This is a genomic window from Streptomyces sp. STAM6 (genome assembly GCF_054963715.1).
On sequence record NZ_JBUEFZ010000009.1, the window covers coordinates 79,641 to 101,686 of the forward strand.

At 71.2% G+C, this 22,046-nt stretch carries 19 protein-coding genes; 11 read left to right on the forward strand and 8 right to left on the reverse strand.

The window, feature by feature from the left end; all coding sequences use genetic code 11:
* The first annotated feature begins 114 nt into the window (after nt 1-114).
* The 3 genes from ACY34K_RS13830 to ACY34K_RS13840 are packed head-to-tail and all read left to right on the forward strand — an operon-like array spanning nt 115 to nt 4,036.
* The gene (locus ACY34K_RS13830) at nt 115-2,628 is read left to right on the forward strand and encodes a DEAD/DEAH box helicase (RefSeq protein ID WP_462746625.1); all 2,514 of its coding nucleotides are present in this window, start codon (nt 115-117) and stop codon (nt 2,626-2,628) included.
* 14 nt (nt 2,629-2,642) lie between these two features.
* Nucleotides 2,643-3,509, forward strand: a complete 867-nt coding sequence (locus ACY34K_RS13835) for an acyl-CoA thioesterase (RefSeq protein WP_462746627.1) — start codon at nt 2,643-2,645, stop codon at nt 3,507-3,509.
* Between the two features lie 41 nt (nt 3,510-3,550).
* Nucleotides 3,551-4,036 (forward strand): glutathione peroxidase, encoded by a 486-nt coding sequence (locus ACY34K_RS13840; RefSeq protein ID WP_462746629.1) that lies wholly within the window; start codon nt 3,551-3,553, stop codon nt 4,034-4,036.
* Between the two features lie 4 nt (nt 4,037-4,040).
* Here the strand turns inward: ACY34K_RS13840 and ACY34K_RS13845 are convergent, their stop codons facing one another.
* Genes ACY34K_RS13845 through ACY34K_RS13860 form a run of 4 tightly spaced genes read right to left on the reverse strand, consistent with a single transcriptional unit; the run spans nt 4,041 to nt 8,217 of the window.
* Nucleotides 4,041-4,577, reverse strand: a complete 537-nt coding sequence (locus ACY34K_RS13845; RefSeq protein ID WP_462746631.1) for a thermonuclease family protein — start codon at nt 4,575-4,577, stop codon at nt 4,041-4,043.
* A gap of 54 nt (nt 4,578-4,631) precedes the next feature.
* Nucleotides 4,632-6,926 carry an ABC transporter permease gene (locus tag ACY34K_RS13850; protein ID WP_462746633.1) on the reverse strand — a complete coding sequence of 765 codons (2,295 nt, stop codon included), beginning with the start codon at nt 6,924-6,926 and terminating at the stop codon, nt 4,632-4,634.
* Nucleotides 6,927-6,928: 2 nt separating this feature from the next.
* Complete coding sequence (locus ACY34K_RS13855) at nt 6,929-7,705, reverse strand: ABC transporter ATP-binding protein (RefSeq protein WP_462746635.1); 777 nt, start codon at nt 7,703-7,705, stop codon at nt 6,929-6,931.
* Nucleotides 7,702-8,217 carry a PadR family transcriptional regulator gene (locus ACY34K_RS13860; RefSeq protein WP_462746637.1) on the reverse strand — a complete coding sequence of 172 codons (516 nt, stop codon included), beginning with the start codon at nt 8,215-8,217 and terminating at the stop codon, nt 7,702-7,704. Before ACY34K_RS13860 ends, ACY34K_RS13855 begins: the two co-directional genes overlap by 4 nt.
* 123 nt (nt 8,218-8,340) lie before the next feature.
* On the opposite strand from ACY34K_RS13860, the gene ACY34K_RS13865 reads away from it, so the two are divergent.
* From ACY34K_RS13865 to ACY34K_RS13885, 5 genes are all read left to right on the forward strand, one after another.
* Nucleotides 8,341-9,612: an ABC transporter substrate-binding protein gene (locus ACY34K_RS13865; RefSeq protein WP_462746639.1), complete on the forward strand. Its 1,272-nt coding sequence runs from the start codon at nt 8,341-8,343 to the stop codon at nt 9,610-9,612.
* 211 nt (nt 9,613-9,823) lie between these two features.
* A complete protein-coding gene (locus tag ACY34K_RS13870; protein ID WP_462746641.1) occupies nt 9,824-11,497 on the forward strand; it encodes a glycoside hydrolase family 13 protein in 1,674 nt (557 codons plus the stop codon).
* 18 nt (nt 11,498-11,515) lie between these two features.
* On the forward strand, nt 11,516-12,838 hold the full coding sequence (locus tag ACY34K_RS13875; RefSeq protein ID WP_462746643.1) for an ABC transporter substrate-binding protein: 1,323 nt from the start codon (nt 11,516-11,518) through the stop codon (nt 12,836-12,838).
* A 10-nt stretch (nt 12,839-12,848) separates the two neighbouring features.
* Nucleotides 12,849-14,225, forward strand: a complete 1,377-nt coding sequence (locus ACY34K_RS13880) for a carbohydrate ABC transporter permease (RefSeq protein ID WP_462746646.1) — start codon at nt 12,849-12,851, stop codon at nt 14,223-14,225.
* The gene (locus ACY34K_RS13885; RefSeq protein WP_462746648.1) at nt 14,222-15,088 is read left to right on the forward strand and encodes a carbohydrate ABC transporter permease; all 867 of its coding nucleotides are present in this window, start codon (nt 14,222-14,224) and stop codon (nt 15,086-15,088) included. Before ACY34K_RS13880 ends, ACY34K_RS13885 begins: the two co-directional genes overlap by 4 nt.
* A 6-nt stretch (nt 15,089-15,094) precedes the next feature.
* Here ACY34K_RS13885 and ACY34K_RS13890 read toward each other — a convergent pair whose 3' ends face one another.
* The 3 genes from ACY34K_RS13890 to ACY34K_RS13900 all read right to left on the reverse strand — a co-directional run bounded on the left by ACY34K_RS13890 (nt 15,095) and on the right by ACY34K_RS13900 (nt 18,458).
* A complete protein-coding gene (locus tag ACY34K_RS13890; RefSeq protein WP_462746650.1) occupies nt 15,095-15,763 on the reverse strand; it encodes a response regulator in 669 nt (222 codons plus the stop codon).
* A 29-nt stretch (nt 15,764-15,792) separates the two neighbouring features.
* Nucleotides 15,793-16,998, reverse strand: a complete 1,206-nt coding sequence (locus tag ACY34K_RS13895) for a sensor histidine kinase (protein WP_462746652.1) — start codon at nt 16,996-16,998, stop codon at nt 15,793-15,795.
* A 233-nt stretch (nt 16,999-17,231) separates the two neighbouring features.
* Nucleotides 17,232-18,458 (reverse strand): acyl-CoA dehydrogenase family protein, encoded by a 1,227-nt coding sequence (locus ACY34K_RS13900; RefSeq protein ID WP_462746653.1) that lies wholly within the window; start codon nt 18,456-18,458, stop codon nt 17,232-17,234.
* Between the two features lie 153 nt (nt 18,459-18,611).
* Between ACY34K_RS13900 and ACY34K_RS13905 the strand changes: the two genes are divergently transcribed.
* Complete coding sequence (locus tag ACY34K_RS13905; RefSeq protein ID WP_462746656.1) at nt 18,612-19,259, forward strand: TetR family transcriptional regulator; 648 nt, start codon at nt 18,612-18,614, stop codon at nt 19,257-19,259.
* A gap of 85 nt (nt 19,260-19,344) precedes the next feature.
* Here ACY34K_RS13905 and def read toward each other — a convergent pair whose 3' ends face one another.
* Nucleotides 19,345-19,890 carry a peptide deformylase gene (def, locus tag ACY34K_RS13910; protein WP_462746657.1) on the reverse strand — a complete coding sequence of 182 codons (546 nt, stop codon included), beginning with the start codon at nt 19,888-19,890 and terminating at the stop codon, nt 19,345-19,347.
* Between the two features lie 115 nt (nt 19,891-20,005).
* On the opposite strand from def, the gene ACY34K_RS13915 reads away from it, so the two are divergent.
* Both ACY34K_RS13915 and ACY34K_RS13920 read left to right on the forward strand, forming a co-directional pair.
* Entirely contained in the window at nt 20,006-21,244 is a 1,239-nt protein-coding gene (locus tag ACY34K_RS13915) for a MurT ligase domain-containing protein (RefSeq protein WP_462746659.1), read from the forward strand.
* Nucleotides 21,245-21,261: 17 nt separating this feature from the next.
* Nucleotides 21,262-21,990: a type 1 glutamine amidotransferase gene (locus ACY34K_RS13920; RefSeq protein WP_462746661.1), complete on the forward strand. Its 729-nt coding sequence runs from the start codon at nt 21,262-21,264 to the stop codon at nt 21,988-21,990.
* The last annotated feature ends 56 nt before the right edge of the window (nt 21,991-22,046 follow it).

Below are 22,046 nucleotides of genomic sequence, written 5' to 3' on the forward strand. Positions count from 1 at the left end.
CCCGCCCCGTTTTTCCTGTGGTGAAGCCAAGTTGACCGGTGCAGCCTAGCGTCCGTGATCTTCGCGCCGGCGGCCGGTTCCCTCATCCGGTCGGAAGCCAGGCAAGATGGGGGCGTGACCCTTATCGATCAGCTGCCGCCGGACGCCGACCCCGATGCCCTCTTCGAGGCCTTCTCGTCATGGGCCGAGGAGCGCGGCATCACGCTCTACCCGGCCCAGGAGGAGGCGCTGATCGAGGTGGTCTCCGGGGCGAACGTGATCGTGTCGACCCCGACGGGCTCCGGAAAGAGCCTGGTCGCGGCGGGTGCGCACTTCACGGCCCTCGCCAACGACCAGGTGACCTTCTACACCGCGCCGATCAAGGCGCTGGTGTCCGAGAAGTTCTTCGACCTGTGCAAGCTCTTCGGCACGGAGAACGTCGGCATGCTGACCGGCGACGCGTCCGTGAACGCCGACGCCCCGGTGATCTGCTGCACGGCCGAGGTGCTGGCGTCGATCGCGCTTCGGGACGGCAAGGACGCCGACATCGGCCAGGTCGTGATGGACGAGTTCCATTTCTACGCCGAGCCGGACCGTGGCTGGGCGTGGCAGATCCCGCTGCTGGAACTGCCGCAGGCGCAGTTCGTGCTGATGTCGGCGACGCTCGGTGACGTCTCGATGTTCGAGAAGGACCTGACGCGGCGGACCGGCCGCCCGACGGCGGTGGTCCGCTCGGCGACCCGGCCGGTCCCGCTGTCGTACGCGTACGAGCTGACTCCGATCACCGAGACGCTGACCGAGCTGCTGGAGACCAAGCAGGCACCGGTCTACATCGTTCACTTCACCCAGGCGCAGGCCGTCGAGCGGGCGCAGTCGCTGATGAGCATCAACATGTGCTCGCGCGAGGAGAAGGACAAGATCGCCGAGCTGATCGGCAACTTCCGGTTCACCACCAAGTTCGGCAGGAACCTCTCGCGGTATGTGCGCCACGGCATCGGTGTGCACCACGCGGGCATGCTGCCCAAGTACCGGCGCCTGGTGGAGAAGCTGGCCCAGGCGGGTCTGCTGAAGGTGATCTGCGGTACGGACACCCTGGGAGTGGGGGTGAACGTCCCGATTCGTACGGTTCTGTTCACCGCGCTCACCAAGTACGACGGCAACCGTGTGCGCACGCTGCGCGCCCGTGAGTTCCACCAGATCGCCGGCCGCGCCGGGCGGGCCGGCTTCGACACCGCCGGTTTCGTGGTGGCGCAGGCGCCCGAGCACGTGATCGAGAACGAGAAGGCGCTCGCCAAGGCGGGCGACGACCCGAAGAAGCGCCGGAAGGTGGTCCGCAAGAAGGCACCGGAGGGCTTCGTCGGCTGGACGGAGAACACCTTCGAGAAGCTGATCGCCTCCGAGCCGGAGCCGCTGACGTCCCGCTTCCGCGTCACGCACACCATGCTGCTGTCGGTGATCGCCCGGCCCGGAAACGCCTTCGAGGCGATGCGCCGGCTGCTGGAGGACAACCACGAGCCGCGCCGCAACCAGCTGCGGCACATCCGCCGGGCCATCGCGATCTACCGCTCGCTGCTGGACGGCGGGGTCGTCGAGCAGCTCGACCGGCCCGACGCCGAGGGCCGGACGATCCGGCTGACGGTCGATCTCCAGCAGGACTTCGCGCTCAACCAGCCGCTGTCGACGTTCGCGCTGGCGGCGTTCGAGCTGCTGGACCCGGAATCGCCGTCGTACGCGCTGGACATGGTCTCGGTGGTCGAGTCGACGCTGGACGACCCGCGCCAGATCCTCGCCGCCCAGCAGAACAAGGCGCGCGGCGAGGCCGTGGGCGCGATGAAGGCGGACGGCGTCGAGTACGAGGAGCGGATGGAGCGGCTCCAGGACATCTCGTACCCGAAGCCGCTCGAAGAGCTGCTGTGGCACGCGTACAACACGTACAAGAAGTCGCACCCGTGGGTCGGTGACCATCCGGTCTCGCCGAAGTCCGTCATCCGGGACATGTACGAACGGGCGCTGTCGTTCACGGAGTTCACCTCCTTCTACGAGCTCGCGCGAACCGAGGGCATCGTGCTGCGGTACCTGGCGAGCGCGTACAAGGCTCTGGACCACACCATCCCGGACGACCTGAAGACGGAGGACCTGGAGGACCTGATCGCCTGGCTGGGCGAGATGGTGCGGCAGGTGGACTCCTCGCTGCTGGACGAGTGGGAGCAGCTGGCCAACCCGGAGATCGAGACGGCCGAGGAGGCCCAGGAGAAGGCCGATCAGGTCAAGCCGGTCACGGCCAACGCCCGGGCGTTCCGGGTGCTGGTGCGCAACGCGATGTTCCGCCGGGTGGAGCTCGCCGCGCTGGACCACGTGGACGAGCTCGGCGAACTGGACGCCGAGTCCGGGTGGGACGCCGACGCGTGGGGCGAGGCGATGGACAAGTACTGGGACGAGTACGACGACCTGGGGACGGGCCCGGACGCGCGCGGTCCCAAGCTGCTGTCCATCGAGGAGGACCCGGCGCACGGTCTGTGGCGCGTCCGGCAGACGTTCGCCGACCCGAACGGCGACCATGACTGGGGCATCAGCGCGGAAGTGGACCTCGCGGCCTCGGACGAGGAGGGCCGGGCGGTCGTCCGCGTCACCGACGTCGGCCAGCTCTGAAAGGACCACGCGACATGACGAACCCGGCCGAGCGCCTGGTCGATCTTCTCGACCTGGAGCAGATCGAGGTCAACATCTTCCGGGGCGCCAGCCCGCAGGAGTCCCTCCAGCGGGTCTTCGGGGGCCAGGTCGCCGGCCAGGCGCTGGTCGCCGCGGGGCGCACGACCGGGGGCGACCGGCCGGTGCACTCGCTGCACGCGTACTTCCTCCGGCCGGGAATCCCCGGCGTACCGATCGTCTACCAGGTGGAACGGGTCCGGGACGGCCGGTCGTTCACGACGCGGCGGGTCACGGCGATCCAGCACGGCAAGACGATCTTCAACCTGACGGCGTCGTTCCACCAGCCGGAGGAGGCGGGCTTCGAGCACCAGCTGCCGCCCCGGCTGGAGTTCCCGCCGCCGGAGGAGCTGCCGTCCGTGACGGACGAGATCCGTGAGCACCTGGGGGCACTGCCCGAGGCCCTGGAGCGGATGGCGCGGCGCCAGCCGTTCGACATCCGCTACGTGGACCGGCTGCGGTGGACGCGGGAGGAGGTCAAGGAGGCTGACCCGCGCAGCGCGGTGTGGATGCGCGCGGTGGGCCCGCTGGGCGACGACCCGCTCGTGCACACCTGTGCGCTGACGTACGCCTCCGACATGACCCTGCTGGACGCCGTCCGCATCCCCGTCGAGCCGCTCTGGGGCCCGCGGGGCTTCGACATGGCGTCGCTGGACCACGCGATGTGGTTCCACCGTCCGTTCCGTACGGACGAGTGGTTCCTGTACGACCAGGAGTCGCCGATCGCGACCGGCGGCCGCGGTCTGGCCCGCGGCCGGATCTACGACCGGGAGGGACGCCTCCTGGTGTCGGTGGTGCAGGAAGGTCTCTTCCGGCGCCACTGACGTGCACGTCTTTCTCTGTCCCCTTCGATGAGGAGTACTCGATGTCCCTGCACACCATTGCGCTGCGCACCCTGTCCGGTGAGGCCACGAGCCTGGAGGAGTACCGGGACAAGGCGGTCCTGGTCGTCAACGTGGCCTCCAAGTGCGGTCTGACCCCGCAGTACGCGGGGCTGGAGCGGTTGCAGAAGCAGTACGCGGACCGCGGTTTCACCGTGCTGGGCGTGCCCTGCAACCAGTTCGCGGGCCAGGAGCCGGGCAGCGCGGAGGAGATCTCGACCTTCTGCTCGGCGACGTACGGCGTGACGTTCCCGCTGCTGGAGAAGACGGACGTGAACGGTGCCGGCCGGCACCCGCTGTACGCGGAGCTGACCAAGGTCCCGGACGCGGACGGCGAGGCCGGCGACGTGCAGTGGAACTTCGAGAAGTTCCTGATCTCCCCGAAGGGCGAGGTCACCCGGTTCCGTCCGCGCACCGAGCCGGAGTCGCCGGAGATCGTCGCGGCGATCGAGGCGCTGCTCGCGGCCTGATCCCTCAGCCGGTGGCCGGGCAGGCGGACCAGAGGCCCGCGCCGGCTCGCCGGGCGGCGTCCTGGGCCGCGTCCATCGTCACGGTGTACTTGTCGTTGGGCTCGAACAGCACGCTCTTCGCGTGGCCGCTGCGGACCAGGGACTCGTTGACGAAGACGCCGCGCTCGTTCCACACGTACAGCAGGTAGCGGCCGAACCGGTCCTTGAGCTCGACGTCGCGCTCCGCGCGCAGCCGGCTGCCCTCGCGCAGCAGCTCGGACGTGCGCGTGGTGGCCTCGCGGCTGAAGCAGTCGCCCCGCTCCGGGGTGTCGATCTCCAGCAGCCGCACCCGGGCGACGGTCCCGTCCGGGACGACCCTGCCGTCGCCCCGCACCTCGATCGTGTCGCCGTCGATGATGCGGAGCACGACGGGACCGCGGGTCAGGACCTGCTGTGACGCCTCGGCGGTGGGTGCGAGCCCGCCGCCGAGGCCCACCAGGACCGCCGCCGAGGCGAGGACGGCCTTGGCGCGGCTGGGGCGCCGGGAAGCGGAGGGCTGCATGTCGCCCCCTCTCATCCGGGGTTGCGTCTTTTCAGTACAGCACCGCGGGTGGGGTCAGGCGACCGCGCTGAGCGTGTCCGCGAGTCTGCGGCGCGCCGCGCGGGCGGCCGGGACGATCGTCAGGGCCAGGGCTCCGAGAACCGCGGCCGTCGCGAGGGCGAGCAACTGGGGCAGGGGCGGGGCGTGGGCGATGCCCGCGCCGATACCGCTGGAGTGGCCCTCGCGGTCGATCAGCCAGTTGGCCACCGGGACACCGAGGGCCGTGCCGGCGATCGCGGCGGCGAGGGACGTGCAGCCGACGGCGGTCACGGTCACCGCGGTGATCTGGCGGGGTGAGAGGCCGATGGCCTTCAGCGCGAGAAGGTCCCGTTCGCCGTCACGGACGGAGCCGCCGATGGCGGTCGACAGTTCGGTCAGGCCGATGAGGGCGAGGACGGCGATGAGACCGGCCACCACGCCGCGCAGGGCGGACAGGCGGTCGGCGGGGCTGGTGACCTCGTGGATGTCGAGCCGGCCGTCGGAGGCGTCGGCGAGTTCGGCCCGTACGGTGCGCGGGTCGGCGCCGGGGTTGAGCTGGAGCTGGTAGAGGGTGGGGCGCAGGGCGGGGTCGTTTTCGCGGAGGGTGTCCAGTGAGGTGGAGATGACCCGGCCGGCGTTCTCCGGTTCGATGCTCCGGCCGACGAGGTGCAGCACCTGGGGGTGGCCGCCGACGGTGATCCGGACCCAGTCGCCGACCCGGACGCCGAGCAGGTCGAGCAGTCCCTGTCCGGCGACCGCCTCGTCGGGCCCGTGGGCGGGCCGGCCCTGGGCGACCGTGTAGGGGTAGGGCTTGTCGCTGGTGCCGAGGCCGCGCAGGGCGATGGTGCCGGTCTGGCCCGGAACGAGCGCGGCCACCTCCAGCCCGGGGTGGGCGGCCGCGACGTGCGGATTGCCTTCCAGCAGGGTCTGGGCCTCGCGGTCCGTCAGGCGCTCGTCGGCGCGTGCGGTGAGGGCCGCGGCCAGGCCGACCTGCTCGGGCCGGCTGTCGAAGCGTTCGATGCTGGTCCAGGCGCCGAGAGCCACCGTGATCAGCAGCAGCGGGAGCGCGAGGCGGACGATGGTGGCGGGTGCCCGGCGGCCGCGCCCGAAGGCCCGGTGCCACCCCAGGACCAGGGGTGCGGGCACCCGCAGCCCGAGCGCCTGCCTGGCCGGGCCGGACAGCCCTCCCCCGCCCGCGGCGGCGGGGGCGAGCGGCACCGGTACGGGCTCCACCCGCCCGGCCCGCCAGGCGGCGAGGCAGGTGGTGGCCCCGATGAACAGCACGGCCGCGACGGGCACCCCGAGCAGCGCCGCGGTGTGGCCGGGCAGCCCCTGCCAGACGCCGACGGCGTCGCCGAGCCTGCCGGGCAGGAGACTGCCGAGGAACTGGATGACGACGGCGGCGAGGGCCGCGCCGAGCACCGCGAACGCCAGGTGCTGGACGAGGAAGACCCGTACCACCTGGCCGGGGGTGAAGCCGATGGCCTTCAGTACCGAGATGTCCCGCAGGTGTCCGCGGACACGGGTGCTGATGGCGCCGAAGACGGCGAGTGTGGCGGCGATCAGCGCGCCGAGGCCGAAGAGGCCGAGGACCTGGCCGAGGAGCTTGGTGTCCCCCTGTGCCTCGGCGCGGGCCTGTTCCCAGGTGGAGACGTCGGTGACGGCGCCGGCTCCGAGTGTGGTGACGGCGCGCTGCACCGCGTAGTCGGTGTCGCCCTGGTCGGCCAGGAGCAGTCCGACGACCTGGCCGGAGTGCTCGCCGCCGAGCGCGCGGGGCAGTGCCCACACGGTGCCGCGGTGCTCTCCGGGCCGGTAGCGGGGCTCGGCGCTGTCGGCGACACCGAGGACGGTGAGGGTGCGGGGGCCCGCGCCGGGGAGGGTGAGGCGGTCCCCCGGTTCGGCCCACAGCGCGCGGGCGAGGGAACTTTCGAGGACGACGCCGTCCGGCACGGCGGGGTCGAGCCAGCGGCCGGCGGTGACGAGGGGACGGCCGGTGGCGGGCGGCTGTTCGCCCGCGGCCCGCAGCTCGACGCCCGCGCGGGCGCCGCGGGACTCGATGGTGGCGGACGCGGTGCGGTAGGGGCCGGAGACGGCCGTGACGCCGTCGAGTCCGGCGAGCCGGCCGGCGTCGGCGGCTGCTCCGGTGTGGATCCAGACGTGTGCGCCGCGGGACTGGGCGAAGATCCGCTGCCAGGGGTTGGTGGCGTAGCCGAACAGCGCGGTCGCGAGCAGCAGTGAGGCGACGATTCCGGCGGTGGCGCAGACGAGGAACAGCGCCTCGCCGCGGTGGGTGCGCAGATCGGCGTGCGCCCAGCGCAGCATGGCCCGCACGGTCAGTCCTTCAGCTCGAGGACGCCGGAGAGGCCGGTGCCTCGCCGCGGAGCTCCGCCCAGTTCGGCGTCGTCGGCTATCCGGCCGTCGAAGAAGCTGATCACCCGGTCCGCGGCGCTGGCGAGGCGAGCGTCGTGGGTGACGAGCACGATCGTCTGGCCGCGCTGGTGGAAGCGGGAGAGCAGCCGCATGACCTCGCGGGTGCCCTTGCTGTCGAGGCTGCCGGCCGGTTCGTCGGCGAGTAGCAGCCGGGGCTGGTTGACCAGGGCGCGGGCGAGGGCGACGCGCTGCTGTTCGCCGCCGGAGAGCTCGCCGGGCATGCTGCGGACCTTGCTCTCGAGGCCGAGCTCGGCGAGGAGCTTCTCGCGTTCGGCGCGGGCCTGTCGCGCGGAGGTGCCGGCCAGCAGGGCGGGCAGTTCGACGTTGTCGGCGACGGTCAGGTTGGAGACCAGGTTGAAGAACTGGAAGACGATGCCGATCCGGCGGCGCCGCTCGACCGCCCACCGTGCCTCACTGTAGGCGTCGGTGCACTCACCGTCGAGCCACAGGGAGCCGCTGTCGGGGCGCTGGAGGCCGCCGAGCAGGTGCAGCAGTGTGGACTTTCCGGCGCCGGACGGCCCGGTGACGGCGACGAACTCGCCGTGCCGCACGGACAGGTCCACTCCGCGGACGGCGTGGGCGGGGGCTCCCTCGCCTTGGTGGGTCTTGACGAGGCCCTCGGCCCGCAGCAGCGGGGTTCCGGTGTCCGGGCGTATGGAGTCGTCGGCGGCGTCGCTCATTCCAGCTCCTCCAGTTCCTCCTGGCAGCGCTCCAGCCAGTCGAGGTCGGCCTGCAGATGCAGCATGGCGCCCTCGATGAGCAGCTGGGAGATGCGGTTGTCCCGGTCTTCGGTCGCTGCCAGCTTGGAAAGGTTCCGCATGGTGTTGAGGTACTCGCGTCGCTGTTTGTTGATCAGAGTGATCTGGTCGGCGAGCCCGGTGCGCGGGGCGAGGGCGAGCTTCATGAAGAATTCGTCCCGGACCCTGGGTTCGTCGGCCGTCTCCTCGAACCAGGCACGCAGCGCCTCCTGCCCGGCACCGGTGAGGCGGTAGATCTTCTTGTTGGGCCGGCTCTCCTGGGCGATCTCCTCGCCCTCGATGAGTCCCGACTTCTCCAGCCGGCCGAGCGTGACATAGATCTGGCCGACGTTGGTTGGAGGGTACGCGGCGCCCAGCAGTTGCTCAAGGTCCTGCTTGAGCTCGTAGCCGTGGGCGGGGCCCCTGGCGAGGAGGGCGAGGAGGGGCAGGCGCACTCGTGCTGTCCTCCTCCGTAGGCTGTTGTGTGATGCGGGCTCTAGTATCGCCCATGCCTAACGGGTATACATGCCCGTGTCGCCGGACGCGGGTGTCCGGCGCCGGTGCACTGGGAGGAACCTATGCGGTGGATACGTGCCGCGGGTAGGGGGCTCCTGGTCGCCGTGGTCGTTTTGACCGGATACGTGGCGTCCGGTGCCCCCACGGGCGCGGAGAGCGACGACGGTCGCGGCCCCATGACCCTGGCCACGGCGGGCGATCTGACCGGTTATCTCGGTCCGGTGCTGGAGGGCTGGAACCGGGATCATCCGGCGGAGAAGGTGACGCTCGTCGAGCTGCCGGACTCCGCCGACGAGACCCGCTCCCAGATGATCACCGATCTCCGCTCGGGCGGGGGGCGGTTCGACGTCCTCAACATCGACGTGGCGTGGACCTCGGAGTTCGCCGCCGCGGGCTGGATCGCCCCCCTGGAGCGGAGCCGTTTCGCGCTGGAGAGCTTCCTGCCGCGCGTGGAGGACACGGCGACGTACGACGGCAGGCTGTACGCCGTGCCGTACGTGACCAATGCCGGGATGCTCTTCTACCGCAAGGACGTGCTCGACCGCGAGGGCGAACGGCCGCCGCGGACCTGGGCCGAGCTGGAGCGCCAGGCACGGACGCTCGCTCCGAAGTACGGCCTCGGCGGGTACGCGGGTCAGTTCCTGCCGTACGAGGGGCTCACCGTGAACGCCGCGGAGGCGGTCTATACGGCGGGCGGCACGATCCTGGGGGACGACGGCGAGCGGGTCACCGTGGATTCGGCCGCGGCGCGCTCGGGGATCGGCTTCCTGGCGCGCGGCGTACGGGACGGCTGGATCCCCCGGGAAGCACTGACCTTCAAGGAGGAGGAGTCCCGGCAGGCGTTCCAGGACGGCCGCCTGCTCTTCCTGCGCAACTGGCCGTACGCCTACGCGGGCGCGTCCGGCAAGGACTCCAGGGTCGCGGGGAAGTTCGGCGCGGTTCCTCTGCCTGGCCCCGACGGGCCGGGCACGAGTGTGCTGGGCGGCGCCAATCTGGCGGTGAGCGCCCATGCGCGCCATCCGGAGTCCGCGCGTGATCTGATCGCGTACCTCACCAGTGATCCGGTCCAGCGCCGGGTGCTCACCGAGGGCGCCCTGCCGCCCGTGCGGGCCGCTCTGTACCAGGACCCGGCGCTGGTGCGCCGTTTCCCGTATCTGCCCGCCCTGCGCACGAGCGTGCTCTCGGCCGCACCGCGCCCCAAGAGCCCCCACTACGAGCAGGTCAGCCTGGCCGTGCAGGCCGTGGTGCACGACGCGATGGCGCAGCACCAGACGCCCGAGGCCGCCGTGCGCCGGCTGGCGGACGAACTCGCGGCGATCACCCGCCGTCGCTGAGCCCTGCACATTTCCCCCTCTCTCTAGATACCTGTTAGGTATCTTCCTGGGCACTTTCAGGTCCATCAAACCGGGACATACAGCACCAACTTCCGCAGTTTTCTGCACAATCGTTGACACCCTCTCGTCACCCCTACTTAACATGCATGCATAACCGCTACCCGCTCTGGGTGGCGTGCACCCCTTCACGCAGAAACAAGGTCAACGGGTGATGCTCACAGCCCCGGCCGACGACGGCCTCTCGCAGCGCACCGACCACCACTGGTGGCGCGACGCGGTGATCTATCAGGTGTACGTCCGCAGCTTCCTGGACAGCACCGGTGACGGAATCGGCGATCTCGCCGGGGTCCGTGCCGGTCTGCCGTACCTGAAGAAGCTGGGCGTGGACGGCATCTGGCTGAGCCCCTTCTACCCGTCACCGCAGGCCGACCACGGGTACGACGTCGCCGACTACTGCGACGTGGACCCCGTCTTCGGCGACCTCGACGAGTTCGGCCGGCTGGTCGCCGACGCACACCGGCTCGGCATCAAGGTCCTGCTGGACATCGTCCCGAACCACTGCTCCAGCGAGCACCGCTGGTTCCGCGAGGCGCTCGGCGCGGCTCCCGGCAGCGAGGCCCGCTCCCGCTTCCACTTCGCCGAGGGCCGGGGTCCGGGCGGCGACGTGCCGCCCAACAACTGGCACGCCATGTTCGGCGGCCCCGCCTGGAGCCGGGTCACCGAGGCGGACGGCACCCCCGGCCAGTGGTACCTGCACATGTTCACGCCCGAGCAGCCGGACCTGAACTGGCGCAACCCCGAGGTCGCCGCGCACTTCGACGAGGTGCTGCGGTTCTGGCTGGACCGGGGCGTCGACGGCTTCCGCATCGACGTGGCCGCCGGTCTGTTCAAGCACCCCGAGCTGCCGGACTCCCCCGACCCCGAGGCGGACGCCCGCACCCGCGACTCGGTCAACCCGCTCGCCTGGAACCAGCCCGAGGTGCACGACGTGTGGCGCCACTGGCGGTCGGTGTGCGAGGAGTACACGGCCCGCGACGGCCGCGAACGGCTGCTGGTCGGCGAGGTCTCCGTACCGACCGCCCGTGAGCACGCCAAGTACGTCCGCCCCGACGAACTGCACCAGGCGTTCTTCTTCGACCTGCTGAGCGCCCCCTGGGACGCGGACACCTTCCGCAAGGTGATCACCGAGGCGATGCGGGACATCGCCGGCACCGGTTCCACCGTCACCTGGGTGCTCAACAACCACGACCAGGTCCGCACCGTCACCCGGTACGGGGAGTCCGGCACCGGGGGCAGCGGACTGGGCGCCGCCCGGGCCCGGGCCGCCGCCATGCTGATGCTCGCACTGCCCGGCGCCGCGTACATCTACCAGGGCGAGGAGCTCGGTCTGCCGGAGGTCGACGACCTGCCGGACGACGTGCTCACCGACCCGATATTCCGCCGCACCGGCAGCCGGGCGCGGATCCGCGACGGCTGCCGGGTGCCGCTGCCCTGGTCGGGGCACGCCTCGCCGTTCGGCTTCAGCACCGGCGCCGAGAGCGCCAAGCCGTGGCTGCCGCAGCCGCGCTGGTTCGCCGAGCACGCGACCGACCGGGCGCTCGCCGACACCCGCTCGTTCTGGCACCTGTACCGCGAGGGGCTGCAGCTCCGCAGGGGCCTGCCCCAGCTGGGCGAGGGCACCATGCGCTGGCTGGAGTCGCCGCCCGGCGTCCTCGCCTTCGTCCGCGGCGAGGGCCTCGTCTGCGCCGTGAACTTCTCATCGGTCCCGGTGCCGGCCCCCGTCGCCGGCGCCCCCCTGCTCGCCAGCGGGCCGTGCCCGGCCGGCGTACTGCCCGGATCCACCGCCGCCTGGTGGATCAGTGACGACCACACCACCCACCCCTGACCCGGAGGTACGGCAATCATGATGCGACGACGGATAGCGACGACCTGCAGCGCGGCACTCACCCTGGCGCTCGGCGCGACCGCCTGTGGCGGCGGCCCGGTGGCCGCGGGCGGGGGCGAGAAGGAACTCGGCGGCCAGACCCTCACCGTTGCCGGTGTCTGGTCCGGTGCCGAGCAGAAGAACTTCCAGAAGGTGCTCGACGCCTTCACCGAGAAGACCGGGGCGAAGACCCAGTTCGTCTCCACCGGCGACAACGTCTCCACGGTCGTCGGCAGCAAGATCGAGGGCGGCAACGCACCGGACGTGGTGATGGTCCCCCAGGTCGGCGTCCTGCAGCAGTTCGCGAAGAACAACTGGCTCAAGCCGCTCTCCGACAAGACGCGCGAGTCGGTCGACGCCAACTACGCGAACGTCTGGCAGGCCTACGGCACGGTCGACGGATCGCTCTACGGCCTGTACTTCAAGGCGGCCCACAAGTCGACCGTGTGGTACAGCCCGGCGGCCTTCGAGCAGGCGGGCGTCAAGCCGCCGAAGACGTACGAGGAGATGCTCACCACCGGGCAGGCCGTCTCGGACTCGGGTCTGCCGGCCTTCGCGGTCGCCGGTGAGGACGGCTGGACGCTGACCGACTGGTTCGAGAACATCTACCTCTCCCAGGCGGGCCCGGAGAAGTACGACCACCTGGCTCGGCACGACATCAAGTGGACCGACCCCTCTGTGGTCAAGGCCCTCACCACCCTCGGCAAGCTGTTCTCCGACAAGAAGCTGATCGCGGGCGGCCAGAAGGGCGCGCTGGGCACCGACTTCCCCGGCTCGGTCGAGAAGGTCTTCGGCCCCGACCCGGAGGCCGGGATGGTGTACGAGGGCGACTTCGTCGCCGGTATCGCCAAGGACCAGTTCGGCAAGAAGATCGGCCAGGACGCCACCTTCTTCCCGTTCCCCGCGGTGGCCGGCGGCAAGGCTCCGGTGGTCAGCGGCGGTGACGCGGCGGTCGTGCTGAAGGAGGGCAAGAACCAGAAGGCCGCCATGGCGTTCCTGGAGTACCTGGCGACCCCCGAGGCGGCCGCGGTGTGGGCCAAGGCCGGCGGGTTCCTCTCCCCCAACCAGAAGCTCGACCTGGCCTCGTACGGCGACGACACGCTGCGCGAGACCGCCAAGTCGCTGATCAACGCCGGTGACTCGGTCCGCTTCGACATGTCCGACCAGGCACCGGCCGCCTTCGGCGGCACCAAGGGCACGGGCGAGTGGAAGCTGCTGCAGGACTTCCTGCGCGACCCCTCGAACCCGGCGGGCACGGCGGCGCAGCTGGAGGCCGCCGCGGCCAAGGCGTACAAGAACTGAGGCTGACGTCATGACCACAGTCACCGCTCCTTCGCCGCCGCGGCGGGCCGCAGGCCCGCCCGGCGGCCCCGGGGCCACCACCCCCCGGGCACGGGCCCGCCGCCGGCGCCGGATCATCGCCGTGGCGTTCGTCCTGCCGGCGCTCCTCCTGCTGGGCGCCCTGGTGGTGTACCCCGTGCTCTTCTCCGTCGGGCGCAGCTTCTTCGACGCGTCCGGTACGCGCTTCGTCGGTGGCGGGAACTACGCGGAGATGTTCCGCGACCCCGCCACCCTCACGGCCATCCGCAACAGCGCGATCTGGGTGGTCGTCGCCCCGACGCTGCTGACCGGCCTCGGTCTCGTCCTCGCCGTTCTGGTCGAGAAGATCCGCTGGGCCACCGCCTTCAAGCTCCTGCTGTTCATGCCGATGGCGGTCTCGTTCCTCGCCGCCGGCATCATCTTCCGGCTGGCGTACGAGGAGGACCCCGACAAGGGCGTGCTGAACGCGGCCGTGGTCGGGGTGCACGACACCTTCAAGGGGTCTTCGTCCTACCCGACGGCCCGTGCACGCGAGGGCCACGGGACGGCCAGGGCGGCCGACGGCTCGTACACCACGACCGAAGCGGTCGCCCCCGGCCGGAGCGTGAGCCTCGGACTCGTCGGCGTACCCCCGAAGGAGATGCCGGCCGAGGCGAAGCCCGCCGCCGCCGCGGCCGCCCAGGACGCCGCGGCGCGCGAGGTGCGCGGTGTCGTCTACCTGGACTTCACGCCCGGGGGCGGCGGAAAGCCCGGCGTGGTCGACAAGACCGAGCGAGGACTCCCCGGCATGACGGTGGAGGCGGTGCGGGACGGCAAGACCGTCGCCACGGCCACCACCGCGGCCGACGGATCGTTCCGCTTCGGTGAACTGGCCGGCGGTTCCTACACGGTCCGGCTGCCCGCCGCGAACTTCGCACCGCCCTACGAGGGGGTCTCGTGGCTCGGTCCCGCCCTGGTCACCCCCGCGATCATCGGCGCCTACCTCTGGATCTGGACCGGGTTCGCCATGGTCCTGATCGGCGCGGGCCTGTCCGCCCTGCCGCGCGACACGCTGGAGGCGGCGCGGATGGACGGCGCCAACGAGTGGCAGGTGTTCCGCAGGATCACCGTGCCGCTGCTGGCGCCCGTGCTGACGGTCGTCTTCGTGACCCTGGTCATCAACGTGATGAAGGTCTTCGACCTGATCTACATCATCGCGCCGGGACCGGTGCAGGAGGACGCCACCGTACTGGCCACCCAGATGTGGCTGGTCTCCTTCGGCGGCGGCAACAACCAGGGCCTGGGCAGCGCGCTCGGCGTCCTGCTCCTGCTGCTGGTCATCCCCGCGATGGTGTTCAACGTCCGCCGTTTCCGCAGGAGCCAGTCATGAGCACGATGACATCGACGACGGGCGGCGGCCGGCTGCGCCGCTGGCTGGGCAACGGCCTGGTGCAGGCGTTCCTGGTGGTCGTGGGGCTGGTCTGGGTCACACCGGTGGCCGGGCTCCTCCTCTCCTCGCTGCGCTCGGCCAACGACAACGCGGCGAGCGGCTGGTGGACCGCGCTGGCGAGCCCCGGGCAGCTGTCCCTGGACAACTACACGGCGCTGCTCGGCAATGCCGGTATCACCCAGGCGTTCTGGAACACGGTGCTGATCTCGGTGCCGACGACCGTCCTGGTCGTCGTCCTCGCGGCCCTCGCCGGATACGCCTTCGCCTGGCTGGAGTTCCCGGGCCGGGACTGGATCTTCCTGCTCGTGGTGGCGCTGCTGGTGGTGCCCGTGCAGGTGGGTCTGCTGCCGGTGGCGAAACTCTTCGGACAGCTGGGGCTGTTCGGCACGATCCCGGGCGTGGTCCTCTTCCACGTCGCCTACGGACTGCCGTTCGCCATCTTCCTGCTGCGGAACTACTTCGCCGAGATGCCGCGGGAAATGCTGGAGGCGGCCCGGATGGACGGCGGCGGCGAGTGGCGGATCTTCACCCGGCTCGTGCTGCCGGTGGGCCGGCCCGCCATCGCCAGCCTCGCCATCTTCCAGTTCCTGTGGGTGTGGAACGACATGCTGGTGGCGCTGCTCTTCGCCGACAGCTCCTCGCAGCCACTGACGGTGGAACTGCAGTCACAGGTCAGGCAGTTCGGCAGCAACATCGATGTGCTGGCGCCCGGTGCCTTCCTGTCGCTGATCGTGCCGGTGGCGGTCTTCTTCGCCTTCCAGCGGCACTTCGTGCAGGGAGTGATGGCGGGCTCGGTCAAATGACGCTCCCTACGCGGCCGTCCGGGGGACGACCAGGCCCGTCTCGTAGGCGACGACGACGGCCTGGGCGCGGCTGCGGAGCTCCAGTTTGGTCATGGTGCGGTGCAGATGCGTCTTGACGGTGGCCTCGCTGACGACGAGCCGTTCGGCGATCTCGTCGTTGGCGAGGCCCTTGGCCACCAGACGCAGCACCTCCCTCTCGCGCGCGGTGAGCTGGGCCAGCACGTCGTCGTGCGGGCCCGGCCCGTCGTGCCGCGGGGTGTACGCCTCGATCAGCCGCCGGGTCACCGACGGGGCGAAGAGCATGTCCCCCGAGGCGATGGTGGAGACCGCGGCAATCAGCCGTTCCGGGGGCGCGTCCTTGAGGAGGAACCCGCTTGAGCCGGCCCGCAGCGCGGCGTACACGTACTCGTCGACGTCGAACGTGGTGAGGACGATGATGCGCGGTTGCGGCGTCCGCTGCGCGGCGAGGATGCGTTCGGCCGCGGTGATGCCGCTGATGCCCGGCAGCCGGATGTCCATCAGGATCACATCGGGGCGGTGAAGCGCCGCGGCCTCCACGGCGCTCTCGCCGTCCGCCGCCTCCGTGACGGTGGAGAATCCGGGCGCGGCGCGCAGCAGCGCGGCCACTCCTGCCCGGATGAGGTCCTGGTCGTCGACGACGAGCACACTGGTCACCGGCGTGTCCCCCTTGCTTTCCGCCGTGGTCAGACGTCCTCGGTCCGCCGGGGCGCCGCGTCGGCCGGAAGGGTGAGCCGGACCTCGAATCCCCCTTCGCGCAGCTCTCCGGCAGAGAGTCTGCCGCCGCAAATCCTCACGCGTTCCCGCATACCGATCAACCCGTGCCCCGAACCGGCGACGGAGTTGGCCGGTTTTCCCCGGCCCCCGTCGTCGCGCACGACGATGTCGAGGCACTCGGGCAGATAGCCGATACGCACCTCGGCCCGGGCGGCCACCGTGTGTTTCACCACGTTGGTGAGGGCTTCCTGGACGACGCGGTAGGCGCACAGCTCCAGTCCGGGCGGAAGCTGCCGGGGTGTACCTTCTGTCCGGATGTCGACCGCCGTACCGGTCGCGGTGATCCGGTCGGCGAGCTCCGCGATGCGGCTGAGTTCCGGCAGCGGCCCGAGGGGGACCGCGGAGTCGTCGGCGTCGTCGAGGTCGACGCGCAGCACGGTCAGCAGCCGGCGCAGATCGTCGAGCGCGTCCCGTCCGGCGCCCCCGATGGCGGCGAGGGCGGTGCGGGCCGTGGCCGGGTCGGAGGCGAAGACGTACTCGGCGAGTCCGGCCTGGACAGTGATGACGGACATGTGGTGGGCGACGACGTCGTGCAGTTCGCGGGCGATGCGCACCCGTTCGTCGATGACGGCGCGCCGGGCCCGTTCCTCCTGTTCGTGCGCCAGTTCCGCGGCGAGGCGCTGGAGGGCGTCTCCGCGTTCGACGAGCCTGCGCTGCATATGGCCGAGGTAGAGGGCGACCGGCGGGACGAGGAGTGCCTGCCCCAGGACGAGGAGCGGTGAGAGGTGGGCGGCGAGTCCGCTGTGCAGGACGGAGATGAAGGCCAGGGCGGCCCCGGCGGCGGCCTGGCGCAGCGGCCGCAGGGCCGCCAGGCTCATCAGCGCGATGACCGGCGCCCACCAGCCCACGGTGGGCTGGTAACCGAGCAGGAGATACAGGGAGTAGCCCGTCGCGCAGGCCACGAGGACCGCGAAGGGGGCGGTGCGCCGGAGCGCCAGCGGCACCGCCGTCAGACAGATGAGCAGATACGCCCAAACGTCGAACCGGGCCCAGCCCGCGGGCTGGTACTGCTGCCCCGCGACGCATCCGGTGGCCGCGACACCGGCGGCGAGTGCCCGGTCGAAGGCGGTGCGCCAGTCGAGGGCGGTGCGTTGGACGGCCGGCCTGATCCCCATCGGAGGATGTTAGGCCGGTGCTCCCGGCGGGCCGTCGGACGAGCGGATGAACCGGTGCCTCAACCCTGGGTTGACGGGCGGGACGCACATCAACCCGCCGGGGGACGCGCCCCGGCCGGGCGGGACTTTCGAAACACGCCCTGGTGTCGCTGGCCGGACGGGGGAAGGGCGAGGTTCCGGGAGCGGGTGCGCTCCCGGGGTCCCGTCCGTCGCCCGCCCCGGCGCGGCGGCCGTCAGCGGATCGGCATGCCCGACAGGGTGCGGGCGATGACCAGGCGCTGGACCTCGCTGGTGCCTTCGAAGATCGTGTAGATGGCGGCGTCGCGGTGCATGCGCTCCACCGGGTATTCGCGGGTGAATCCGTTCCCACCGAGGATCTGGACGGCCTGGGCGGTGACCTTCTTGGCGACCTCGCTGGCGTACAGCTTGGACATCGAGCCCTCGGCGGCGGTGAACGGCTTGCCGGCGGTGGCCATCCAGGAGGCGCGCCAGACGAGCAGCCGGGCCGCGTCGATCTGCGTCCGCATGTCCGCCAGCTGGAAGGCGACGCCCTGATTGTCGATGATGGGGCGGCCGAACTGGACGCGGGTCTTGGCGTAGTCGAGGGCGACTTCGTACGCGGCCCGGGCGGTGCCCACCGCCATCGCGCCAACCGCGGGGCGGGACGCCTCGAAGGTGGCCATGGCGGCGTTCTTGACGCGTTCGCCGTCCTTCCCTGCCTTTTCGCGGGCCCGGGCGAGGCGCTCGTCGAGCTTCTCCTTGCCGCCGAGCAGGCAGTGGCCGGGAACGCGGACGTCCTCCAGGACGACCTCCGCGGTGTGCGAGGCCCGGATGCCGTGCTTCTTGAACTTCTGGCCCTGGGTGAGGCCCGGGGTGCCCGGGGGGACGATGAAGGAGGCGTGACCCTTGGAACCGAGCCCCGGGTCGACGACGGCGACGACGACGTGGACGCCCGCGATGCCGCCGTTGGTCGCCCAGGTCTTGGTGCCGTTGAGGACCCACTCGTCCTTGGCCTCGTCGTAGACGGCGCGGGTGCGCATGGACGCCACGTCCGAGCCGGCGTCGGGCTCCGAGGAGCAGAAGGCGGCGACCTTCACGTCGTCGACGTCCCCGTACATCTGGGGGATCCAGGTGCCGATCTGTTCCTCGGTGCCGTTGGCGAGGACACCGACGGCCGCGAGGCCGGTGCCGACGATGGACAGGGCTATGCCCGCGTCGCCCCAGAAGAGTTCCTCCATGGCGATCGGGATGCCGAGGCCGGTCGGGTCGAAGAACGCCTGCGCGTAGAAGTCGAGCGAGTAGATGCCGACCTTGGCGGCCTCCTGGATGATCGGCCACGGGGTTTCCTCGCGTTCGTCCCACTCGGAGGCGGCGGGCCGGATCACGTCCCGGGCGAAGCCGTGCAGCCAGTCGCGAACCTGCTTCTGGTCCTCGTTGAGCTCCATCGTGAACTCGGCCATGTTTCCTCCCGGCACTGCGCGACCCAACATCTGTTACCTGCGGTAACGGGCAGTCTGTTACTGGCAAGTAGAAACTGTCAACCGGCGAGGGGCCCGGCGCGGGTGTTACTTTGCGCAGGCGTCACGGAAATCGCACGGGCGGGGAGACACGCTATGGACACCACACACCGCACCGACCAGCAACGGTCGGCCGACCAGCGGCGACGGGAACTGCTCGAAGCCGCGGACCGGGTGGTGCTCCGCGACGGGCCGCAGGCATCCATGAACGCCATCGCCGCCGAGGCCGGGATCACCAAGCCGATCCTCTACCGCCACTTCGGCGACAAGGGCGGGCTCTACCGGGCCCTCGCCAAGCGCCACACGGACGCCCTGCTGGCCGCGCTGCGCACCGCGCTCGACGCCCCGGCGGAACGCCGGCAGCGGGTGGAGGCCACCCTCGACACCTACCTCGCGGCCATCGAGGCGCGGCCTCAGGTGTACCGCTTTCTGATGCATCCGTCGGACGAGCCCGGACACCACTCGGAGCAGGGCTTCGAGGTGGGCCGGCACTCGGTACCCCTGCTGCGCCGGATGGGCGAGGAACTCGCCCAGGTGATCGCGGAGCGCATCGACCTCGGTCCGTCCGGCGAGGCGCTGGCCCGGGTGTGGGGCCACGGAATCGTCGGCATGATGCACGCGGCCGGCGACTGGTGGCTCGGTGAACGCCCCTGCTCACGGGCGGAGTTGGTGCGGAGCCTGGCCGACCTGCTGTGGGGCCGCCTCGCCGCGGCCGACGACCGCGCCGGCGGCCTCCGGTTCTAGGGCGTGTGACGAAAGTCCCGTCCGGCCGGGGCCCCGCCCTCCGGGCGGACGACGCCACTTTCGGAACACGCCCTCGGGGGTCCGTTCAGCGGGCGCGGGCCCAGGGAGCCCTGCGGGCGGCGCGCAGGGCCTTCGCCCGGCGCCAGCCGGTGAGACGGTCGGTGTAGACCGTGCCCTCCAGGTGGTCGCACTCGTGCTGCAGACAGCGGGCGAAGAAGCCCGTGCCCTCGATCCGCACCGGAGCGCCGAGCACGTCGACGCCTTCCACCACCGCGCGGTCGAAGCGGGTGGTGCCCGCCTCGAGGCCGGGGAGGGACAGACAGCCCTCCGGACCGCGGACCGTCACCCCGTCCGCCTCCACCAGGCGCGGGTTGACGACATGGCCGAGGTGCCGGACGTCCTCGTCGTCCGGGCAGTCGTAGACGAAGACGCGCGAGGCCACTCCGATCTGGTTCGCCGCGAGGCCGACCCCCTGGGCCGCGTACATCGTCGCGAACATGTCGTCGACGAGCCGGGCCAGACCGGGACCGAAGTCGGTGACGGTGTCGCAGGGGGTGTGCAGCACCGGGTCGCCGAGCAGACTCATGGCTCGTACACGGCCGGAACTGCCGGGGATCGGGCGATTTCGCATGGCGCCCAGCCTACGTTCCACCCTGACCTCGGGGTTCATGGAGGTGGCGCGGTTCAGGCCGTCGGCCGGAGGTCGATAGGCTGAGCCCGGACCCACGCTAGGAGGAACAAGGACGATGGCAGGCAACTCGGAGCCGCTGTCGCCGCGCGCCAAGCTGGCCGTGACGGCAGGCAAGGCCGCAGCGGCGGTGTCTCGCGCGGCGGGACGCGGCAGCGGATCGGTGATCGGCGGCCGGGTGGCGCTCAAGCTCGACCCCGACCTGCTGGGGCGGCTCGCGCAGCACCTGGACGTCGTCCTGGTGTCGGCGACCAACGGCAAGACCACCACCACCAGGCTCATCGCCGAGGCGCTGCGGGCCAGCGGCCCGGTCGTCTCGAACGCCCTCGGGGCGAACATGCCGGCGGGCATCACCTCGGCCCTGGCCGGCGGCTCGGACGCCAAGTTCGGCGTGATCGAGGTCGACGAGAAGTACCTCGCCGGTGTCGCCCGCGATGTGACCCCCAAGGCGATCGCGCTGCTCAACCTCTCCCGCGACCAGCTCGACCGCGCGGCCGAGACGCGGATGCTCGCCGAGAAGTGGCGCGAGGGCCTGTCCGGCACCAAGGCGGTGGTCATCGCCAACGCCGACGATCCGCTGGTCGTATGGGCCGCCTCCTCCTCCCCCAACGTGGTGTGGGTGGCGGCCGGCCAGGAGTGGAAGGACGACGCCTGGTCGTGCCCCGCCTGCGGCGGTGTCATGCAGCGCCCGGGCGACGACTGGTTCTGCGGCGAGTGCGGCTTCCGCCGCCCCGCCCCCAGCTGGGCCCTGAGCGGCGACCACGTCCTGGACCCGCACGGCTCGGCCTGGCCGATCCACCTCCAGCTGCCCGGCCGCGCCAACAAGGCGAACGCCGCCACCTCGGCCGCCGTGGCCGCGGTCTTCGGCGTACCGCCGCAGGTCGCCCTGGAGCGCATGTACCAGGTGCAGGCGGTGGCCGGCCGGTACGACGTGATCTCCTTCCTCGGGCGGGACGTGCGGCTGCTGCTGGCGAAGAACCCGGCCGGCTGGCTGGAGACGTTCTCGCTGATCGACCCGCCGCCGACGCCGGTGATCCTCTCGGTCAACGCCCGCGGCGCCGACGGCACGGACACCTCCTGGCTGTGGGACGTCGACTACACGCGGCTGGCCGGACACCCGATCTTCGTGATCGGTGACCGCCGGCTCGACCTTGCGGTACGTCTGGAGGTCGCGGGTCTGGACTTCCGGGTCTGCGAGACCGTGGACGAGGCGGTGCAGCTCTCCCCGCCCGGGCGGATCGAACTCATCGCCAACTACACCGCCTTCCAGGACGTGCGCCGCCGCGTCGGCAACTGACCCCAAAGGACATGAGCATGAGCGACAGCAGTCTGCGTCTGGTGTGGGTCTACCCGGACCTGCTCAGCACGTACGGAGACCAGGGCAACGCCCTGGTGGTGGAGCGCCGCGCCCGCCAGCGCGGCCTGGACGTCCAGCGCGTGGACGTGCGCAGCGACCAGCCGATCCCGACGTCCGGCGACATCTACCTGATTGGCGGCGGCGAGGACCGGCCGCAGCGGCTGGCGGCCGAGCGGCTGCGCCGGGACGGCGGCCTGAACCGGGCCGCCGAGAACGGCGCGATCATCTTCTCGGTGTGCGCGGGGTACCAGATCCTGGGCCACGAGTTCATCAACGACCTCGGTGAGCGCGAGCCGGGCCTCGGCCTGATCGACGTGATCTCGACCCGCGGCGAGGGCGAGCGGTGCGTCGGTGACGTGCTCGCGGACATCGACCCGCGGCTCGGCCTGCCCCAGCTCACCGGTTTCGAGAACCACCAGGGCGTGACCCATCTCGGCCCGACGGCCCGTCCCTTCGCGCGCACCGTGTTCGGCAAGGGCAATGGCACCGGCGACGGCACGGAAGGCGCGTACAACGACACTGTTTTCGGGACGTACATGCACGGACCGGTCATGGCTCGCAATCCGCAGATCGCGGACCTGCTGCTGAAGCTGGCCCTCGATGTGAACGCGCTGCCGCCGACCGACGACCGGTGGTACGAGGCGCTGCGGGCCGAGCGGATCGCCGCGGCCAGGCAGCCCGCCTGACGGACCGTTCCATCACGGCTTTGTCGGTTCGTATGACTACCGTCCAGTAGTCGGAC

Excerpts from the sequence above, each read along its gene's own strand:
- ACY34K_RS13875 (WP_462746643.1), top strand. The coding sequence starts at position 11,516 with ATGATGCGACGACGGATAGCGACGACCTGCAGCGCGGCACTCACCCTG.
- ACY34K_RS13905 (WP_462746656.1), top strand. The coding sequence starts at position 18,612 with ATGGACACCACACACCGCACCGACCAGCAACGGTCGGCCGACCAGCGG.
- ACY34K_RS13870 (WP_462746641.1), top strand. The coding sequence starts at position 9,824 with ATGCTCACAGCCCCGGCCGACGACGGCCTCTCGCAGCGCACCGACCAC.
- ACY34K_RS13845 (WP_462746631.1), bottom strand. The coding sequence starts at position 4,577 with ATGCAGCCCTCCGCTTCCCGGCGCCCCAGCCGCGCCAAGGCCGTCCTC.
- ACY34K_RS13900 (WP_462746653.1), bottom strand. The coding sequence starts at position 18,458 with ATGGCCGAGTTCACGATGGAGCTCAACGAGGACCAGAAGCAGGTTCGC.
- def (WP_462746657.1), bottom strand. The coding sequence starts at position 19,890 with ATGCGAAATCGCCCGATCCCCGGCAGTTCCGGCCGTGTACGAGCCATG.
- ACY34K_RS13855 (WP_462746635.1), bottom strand. The coding sequence starts at position 7,705 with ATGAGCGACGCCGCCGACGACTCCATACGCCCGGACACCGGAACCCCG.
- ACY34K_RS13920 (WP_462746661.1), top strand. The coding sequence starts at position 21,262 with ATGAGCGACAGCAGTCTGCGTCTGGTGTGGGTCTACCCGGACCTGCTC.
- ACY34K_RS13865 (WP_462746639.1), top strand. The coding sequence starts at position 8,341 with ATGCGGTGGATACGTGCCGCGGGTAGGGGGCTCCTGGTCGCCGTGGTC.
- ACY34K_RS13880 (WP_462746646.1), top strand. The coding sequence starts at position 12,849 with ATGACCACAGTCACCGCTCCTTCGCCGCCGCGGCGGGCCGCAGGCCCG.
- ACY34K_RS13915 (WP_462746659.1), top strand. The coding sequence starts at position 20,006 with ATGGCAGGCAACTCGGAGCCGCTGTCGCCGCGCGCCAAGCTGGCCGTG.
- ACY34K_RS13885 (WP_462746648.1), top strand. The coding sequence starts at position 14,222 with ATGAGCACGATGACATCGACGACGGGCGGCGGCCGGCTGCGCCGCTGG.
- ACY34K_RS13895 (WP_462746652.1), bottom strand. The coding sequence starts at position 16,998 with ATGGGGATCAGGCCGGCCGTCCAACGCACCGCCCTCGACTGGCGCACC.
- ACY34K_RS13840 (WP_462746629.1), top strand. The coding sequence starts at position 3,551 with ATGTCCCTGCACACCATTGCGCTGCGCACCCTGTCCGGTGAGGCCACG.
- ACY34K_RS13835 (WP_462746627.1), top strand. The coding sequence starts at position 2,643 with ATGACGAACCCGGCCGAGCGCCTGGTCGATCTTCTCGACCTGGAGCAG.